Annotated in this window: 6 protein-coding genes and 1 pseudogene; 2 read left to right on the forward strand and 5 right to left on the reverse strand. The window is 63.3% G+C overall.

The features are described from left to right. The first annotated feature begins 9 nt into the window (after positions 1-9). The gene (locus QZ588_RS17570) at positions 10-165 is read left to right on the forward strand and encodes a hypothetical protein (protein WP_366929608.1); all 156 of its coding nucleotides are present in this window, start codon (positions 10-12) and stop codon (positions 163-165) included. 234 nt (positions 166-399) lie between these two features. Next, a complete protein-coding gene (locus QZ588_RS17575; protein WP_295544365.1) occupies positions 400-969 on the forward strand; it encodes a hypothetical protein in 570 nt (189 codons plus the stop codon). A gap of 196 nt (positions 970-1,165) precedes the next feature. Here the strand turns inward: QZ588_RS17575 and QZ588_RS17580 are convergent, their stop codons facing one another. From QZ588_RS17580 to QZ588_RS17600, 5 genes and pseudogenes are all read right to left on the reverse strand, one after another. Next, positions 1,166-2,125 (reverse strand): NAD-dependent epimerase/dehydratase family protein, encoded by a 960-nt coding sequence (locus QZ588_RS17580; RefSeq protein WP_366929607.1) that lies wholly within the window; start codon positions 2,123-2,125, stop codon positions 1,166-1,168. Beyond that, positions 2,122-3,318, reverse strand: a complete 1,197-nt coding sequence (locus tag QZ588_RS17585; RefSeq protein WP_295544366.1) for a glycosyltransferase family 4 protein — start codon at positions 3,316-3,318, stop codon at positions 2,122-2,124. Before QZ588_RS17585 ends, QZ588_RS17580 begins: the two co-directional genes overlap by 4 nt. Next, positions 3,315-4,325, reverse strand: a complete 1,011-nt coding sequence (locus QZ588_RS17590; RefSeq protein ID WP_295544368.1) for a glycosyltransferase family 4 protein — start codon at positions 4,323-4,325, stop codon at positions 3,315-3,317. Before QZ588_RS17590 ends, QZ588_RS17585 begins: the two co-directional genes overlap by 4 nt. Before the next feature lie 115 nt (positions 4,326-4,440). After that, positions 4,441-5,160 carry a transposase gene (locus tag QZ588_RS17595; RefSeq protein WP_295544370.1) on the reverse strand — a complete coding sequence of 240 codons (720 nt, stop codon included), beginning with the start codon at positions 5,158-5,160 and terminating at the stop codon, positions 4,441-4,443. Between the two features lie 82 nt (positions 5,161-5,242). Further along, a pseudogene (locus QZ588_RS17600) lies at positions 5,243-5,554 on the reverse strand (DUF1640 domain-containing protein); the annotation flags it as partial.

The raw sequence follows: 5,554 nt of genomic DNA on the forward strand, positions 1-5,554 counted from the left end.
GCGGTGGGTGTGGGTGTCGCCGGCCTCTTTATGGAAGTGCACGACGACCCGGATCACGCCGCCAGTGACGGCCCGAACTCCATCCGGCTGGATACGCTGCAGGACCTGCTGATGACGCTGCTGGCGCTGGACAGGGCGCGTAAGCAGCGCAGCCTGCCGCACTAGGCGAATGCGCCCCCAGGTTACCAATGCGCCTGACGGCGCGCCCGGCTGCCGACTTGGGCGCAACGGCCAGAGCCCCTCGCCCGGCGACATCAGACGCCACAATCCTTGTGAACTGTCAGGTTCTGACGGCAACTTCACGTTGAGTGCCTGGGCATCCGTCGCTACCGTATTGACGCGCATCAAGTTGCGCTCAACGCGCGTCTGCGCGTCATCAAGACTTCACAAACAGGACCATTGACGACGATAAACAAAGGCATCATGGCATTTTCACTGTTGGCGGCATCCACGGCTGCGCAGGCGGCCAACATCGACCTCGGCGCCGCAAGCTGCCAAATCACCGACAACGACCGTATCTACCTCGACGGCGTCGCCGTCGGCGAGCGCGCCTATTGGATCGACATGCAATGGGACTCCAGGAACAACGCGTTCCGGCTCCAGGACTACGGTGCGAGCGCCAGTTGCCCGACGGCGGCCGGCGTATGGGACTTAAGCGTTTCCGACTGCACCGGGCCGGAGCGTCCCGACGCACAAGTCACTTTCTACCCCAACGGCATCATCGAGGTCATCGAGGACAACGCTACCGACGGCATCGGCAGTTGGGAACAGACCGCCTGCGCGATCTCCGGCTGGATCTTCGGAGACGACTACGCAACCTACTTTTGGGGCGAAATTGCCGCCGACGGCACCACCATGGCAGGCCGCTCCGCCGCAAACGATGGTGAGCGTGAATGCTGGAGCACCGATCGCGTCGCCGGACCGACCAGCGTCATCGACCCCTTAAACTCCATCCCTGAGGAGCCTTAGGACGATAGGCCGCTGGGCTGAGACCATCGAGAAGCGCGAGAAACGTGGGACAGCCACATTCTGACCTACGGGCAGCGTTTGCCACGGTTGTTGCTTCATCGGTCGCCGAAACCACAGGTAAGCGTAAACCCCAGTTTGAATACATAAAATGAGGCCCACCATCGGCCAGTCAACGCATCCCACGCACAATTGCGCCTCAGGTCCGAGCATCGCTGTCGCGGTACCACGCCGCGGTCCGCCGTAGCGCATGCGTCGGCGACGTCGTCGGTCGCCAACCCAGCACCGCGGTTGCCCGACCCGAGTCTACTTGTAGTGTTCCGGCAACGCGGCTGTAGGCGTCCTCTCTTCTCAGTAGGCGCGCCGCGGCAGCCAGCAGTCGCGGTGGTACCGCCAACAACCGTGGCTGGCGCCCGAGTCCTGCCGCCAGCAATCGAATCAGCTGCGGTGTGGATAAATCCTGCTGATCCGAGGCCAGGAAGACTTCCCCCGCAGCGTTCGGATGGAACAGCGCCGCTTGGATCAATGCGCCCAAGTTATCCAGGCTGATCAAGCTTCGGCGGTTATCGATTGCACCCAACGGTAACGGCAGACCACGATCGATCAGATTTAGCAGCCGAAGAAAATTGGCCTTGACACCCGGTCCGTAGACCAATGGCGGACGCAGAATGACCACCTCCAGTCCTGTCTCTGCGGCGACACATCGCAGCCGCTGCTCCGCCTGCCATTTAGAGCGCCCATAGGCGTCTTGCGGCGCGGGTGTGTCAGCTTCACGGAACGGTGCATCATGGCTCGCCTCGCCATTCACCTTGATACTGCTCACAAACACCAACCTGCGCACCCCTGCGGCGGCGGCCGAGCGAGCCACGTGGGTAGTCGCCGCAACATTGGCCCGTGCAAAGGCACGCTCTGGGTCTGCCGCACGCTCGCGCATCACATGCGCCCGGCCGGCCAGGTGCACCACAGCATCGATGTCGGCGAGTCGCTCTGCGAGCGCTGGCGCATCAGCCAGATCCCCACACACGCGCTGCTCGATGGGCAAAAACGCTGCAGGCTTGCGCACCGCAGCAACCGGCTCATCGCCCGCTGCAGCCAACACACGGCACACATGCGTACCGACGAACCCAGTCGCGCCGGTGACCAGGATACGCGCCATCATTCCCCCTCGCCCACTGGCGGTGCTACGTACGCCCGGCCGAGTAAGCCGGCATAAAGCGCTAAGGTCGCCTGCTGCACTTGCTCGGTGGCGAACTCCCGCTCGGCCCTTTTGCGGCCGGCAATCCCGAACCGTCGCCGCAGTGCTGGATCTTCAATCAACTGCGCCAGCGCTGCCGCCAACGCCGCCGCATCCCGGGCCGGTACCAACAGCCCGTTATCGCCGGGCGCAACAACCTCGCGGCAGCCGGTCACATCAGTGGCAACCACTGGCCGCCCCGCGGCCAGCGCTTCCAGCAGCGCCTTCGGCAAGCCCTCGCGGTACGAGGGCAGCACGACGATATGGCTAGTGGCCAGCAGTTCAGCCACATCATCGCGATGCCCGAGCCACTCCACCGCACCCTGCGCATGCCAAGCCTCCAGCTGCTTGGCATCGATGCAAGCGCGGTTATCGCTATCCACGCCACCAACCAACACGAACCGCGCAGTAACGCCCCGTGCGTGCAGTATCCGTGCGGCTTCGACGAATTCGCCGACGCCCTTATCCCAGAGCATTCTCGCCAACAACACCACCCGAGGTGGCCCAGGCGGCTCCGGCTGCGGCCTTATGCGCTGCACATTCACACCAGCCCCGCGGATCAACACCGTATCGGCCTCACGCACCAGCTTGCTGGCGGTCGCAGCCGCGCGGTCTTCTTGATTCTCGAATACCACACGGCTGCCCGGTGGGTTCAACAGCAGCCGCAACGCAAGCCTCAACAGTGGCTGTAAGACGCGGGCAAGCAGCGTGCCCGACGCAAAGACAAAGCCCATTCCCACAGGTGCATTCAACACGAAACGCACCCCAGCAAGACGTGCAGCCAACGAACCATAGATAATGGGCTTGAGCGCGATTTGGTGCACCAGATCGGGCTGAACATGCCGATAGACGCGCCACACTTGCCACAATGCATACAGCTCACGCAGCGGATTCAAACCCCGCCGCTGCACCGACCAAGGCACGGTTAGCAAGTCTGCCGCATGCAGGCGTGATGCCGCCTCGCCCAAGTGCGTCATCACCCAAACCTCATAACCAGCCCGGCGAGCGGCGATTGCACGCTCGACAAAATGCGATGCAAAGAACCAGTCGACGGTAATCAGAAACAACAGCCGCGGCCGCCCTTGTCGCGGCGCCACTGGCGAAAGCGTCGTATTCAAGACTGCGGGCCCGCGGCGGCGCGCAACCAAGCCGCAACGCGCGGCCCCCACGCGGGTAATGCGTAATGCCGCTCCACCAAGGCGCGGCCGGCGTGGCCGAGTCGTTGTCGTAATCTCGCATCAGCCGCCAGGGTACGCAACGCCGTGAGCCACTGTTCCTCATCAGCCGCCAGCAAGCCCACCGCCGGCGTCACCAAGCCAATGTTCGCGCCCACCGGTGAGGCGATCACCGGCTTGCCGCAGGCCATATACTGGATCAGCTTGTAACCGCACTTACCCCGCTCCCACGGGCCGTCCCGTAGCGGCATGATCCCCATGTGCACGGTTGCAAGCAGCGCTGCCTCGGTATCCGCCGACCAGTCATGCAACTCCAACGGTACGCCCATAGCCGGAATCTCGCGAGCGCCGATGACTATAAAACGTAGCGGGCGCTGCTGCGCAAGGCGGCGCAGCGGCTCCCGCACCATATCCAGATACTGCGCCGTTGATGGCGAGCCAATCCAGCCGATACGCACTTCTCCGTCGGCTGACTCGCGTGAGACGGCGTAATGCCGGGTATCCACCACAGTCGGCACCTCCCGCACATCCAGTGCACCGGCGGCCCGCGCGTACTCAGCCAGGTAATCGTTGCCGACGGTCACCAGGCGCGCCCCTTGCAGCAGCGGTATCAGACGCCGACCCAGTAACCACCGCACCAGCGGCGATGCGTGCTGATCATAGCGATGAAAGGTGGCGTCATCGTAGTCGAGGGCATAGGGCACACCAATACGCCGCAGTAGACCATCCATCCCGGCGGGCAGAAACGGAAATAGCTCCTTCTCAATCCAGAGCAACTGGTAGCTGCGGATTCCGAGGGCCACATACAGCCGGCGGCCGTAAGCGCGCAGCACATCCTGCGCCCGGCCGCGGCGGCCACCGCGGTAGAGCCGGCGCAGGTCAGCATCGACAAAAAGTGGGCTGATTGCTACACGGAAGCCGATCTGTTCCAGCCAGGGCCGATAAGCCATCAACCGCAGCCGACTGCTGGAGCCGAGTGCCCCGTGACGTGTGCACAACAATAGCCGCACGGTAACGTCCTCAGAGAAAAGTCGGGTCGCAGAGAAAAATGGGGTCGGACCACATTTACAGCGGCAACGCTCCTTGCTCGCCGTCCCTCTCCGCCTTGCGCGGGCGCCCGGGCGATCCCCGCCAGGTTCGCCGTCCCACCATCGTCGCAATCTGGCGCTCGAAATGCCCGCTGCCGACCACGAAGCCGCCATTGGTGCCCGAGCGCAGTTTGTCGAGCAGCTCGGCGCTGAGCTGATCTGTGAACAATTCCCGATAGGCCGCCAAGCGCGCCTGAGCCGTTGCCCCTAGGTCAAGGTAGCGCGTGTGCGGGCAGATCAGCGTATCGGCTTCGCCCAGCGCATTGGCCCGATAACTCGACCAGGGATACGCCTCCGGCGCCGTCACCAGGCCGGCGCGTACGGGATTGAGTTCGATGTAGCGATAACAGGCTAACAGGTAGTGATCGGAGTCGATCAGCGCGGAACGATAACGTCCCTCGAACAATCCGCCCGTGCGCCGGTAAGTGCGATTGATGCGCTGCACATAGCGCTGGCCAGTTCGCTTCATCACCGTCGTGATGCCCTCGGCCTTATCGGCCGTCATAAGCAGGTGCAGGTGGTTGGTCATCAGCACATAGGCATGCACCGCCACCGCCGCTTCGTGCGCAATGGCCCGCAGCGTCTCGAGATAAAACCGCCGATCGTCGTCTGTGAAGAAAATCGCCGCGCGGTCGATTCCGCGCAAAATCACATGCACGGGATAACCGCCAACCAGGATACGGGCGCGTCTGGGCATGGGGCTCGCGGGGGCTACATCGGGTCAACGTCTGATCAGGTTAGCAGAAAACGTGGTGCGTCCCTATTTTCTCACTATTTTCTCATGACTGGATCAGCAGATCGGCGAGCTTGAGCACGACGCCCAGCACCGCCAAGCCACCGAGCATCCAGCGTGTCTGCGCCGCCATTGCTTGGTGCAGGTTGACCTCGACCTGCTTGATCTGCAGCTCGACGCCCTTGATCTGCTCCTGCAGCCGCGCATCCACTTCACGGATCTGCAACTCCACGCCCTTGATCTGCTCCTGCAGCCGCGCCTCGACCTCCTTGATCTCCTTTTGCAGCCGCAGCTCGCTCTCGCGCACATGCCCCTGGGTGGCCAGATCGCCGATGTGCGGGAAGCGCGCCTCGAGCGC

Origin of the sequence: uncultured Thiohalocapsa sp., from assembly GCF_913062725.1 — a bacterium.
GTDB lineage: Bacteria > Pseudomonadota > Gammaproteobacteria > Chromatiales > Chromatiaceae > Thiohalocapsa.